This is a genomic window from Mesorhizobium sp. M8A.F.Ca.ET.165.01.1.1 (assembly GCF_004792065.1).
Taxonomy (GTDB): domain Bacteria; phylum Pseudomonadota; class Alphaproteobacteria; order Rhizobiales; family Rhizobiaceae; genus Mesorhizobium.
In genome coordinates this window covers 1-668 of record NZ_SRTH01000052.1, presented here as the reverse complement: position 1 = coordinate 668, position 668 = coordinate 1, and the positions used below count along the sequence as shown (strand labels likewise).

Annotated in this window: 1 protein-coding gene; it reads left to right on the top strand. The window is 58.8% G+C overall.

The window, feature by feature from the left end; translation table 11 throughout:
* Nucleotides 1-404, top strand: a 404-nt coding sequence (locus EN808_RS35080; protein WP_135918212.1) for a transposase, incomplete at its 5' end; no start/stop codon positions are given.
* Nucleotides 405-668: the final 264 nt, after the last annotated feature.

Below are 668 nucleotides of genomic sequence, written 5' to 3'. Positions count from 1 at the left end.
CAGCGCGGCGCCTGCAGACAATGCCTGGTGTCGGGCCCCAGACCGCGTTGGCGATCAGCGGCTTTGCTCCGCCGATGGAGAGCTTCAAACGCGGGCGGGACTTTGCGGCCTGGCTTGGGCTCGTGCCACGTCAATACACCTCCGGCGGCAAGGAGCGACTTGGACGCGTGTCGAAGGCTGGCCAGACCGATATCCGGTCTTTGTTGATCATCGGCGCCATGTCACGCCTGACAGTGCTGGCCCGCAAATCCATCGTCGAGGGTTCATGGCTGGCACGGATGCTGCGTCGCAAGCCGCTCATGCTGGTCGCGATCGCGCTTGCGAACAAGATGGCGCGGGCGATCTGGGCGATGATGACAAAGAAAGAGGATTATCGAAATCCGGCGCGAGTTGTGGCTGCATGACGCATATGCATCATCACACAAACTGGCGCCGGTGAAAAAGGTGTAGGAAGTCGATGACCTGAATGGGCACAATGATCGAAAAGATCTGGATTGGGAAAACCAGCCGTCGTTCCCGAGCTTGAAAGCTCTTGCAGAAGATTTGGACCCGATCCGCAGATCACCATACCGGCCCGCGCTTCTTGAAAGGCCGCAACGAAAAGCCTGAGAGAAGAACGCACTCGATCACCGGCACATCAGGTTGGAAGGCTTCTTGCATCAAGGGCG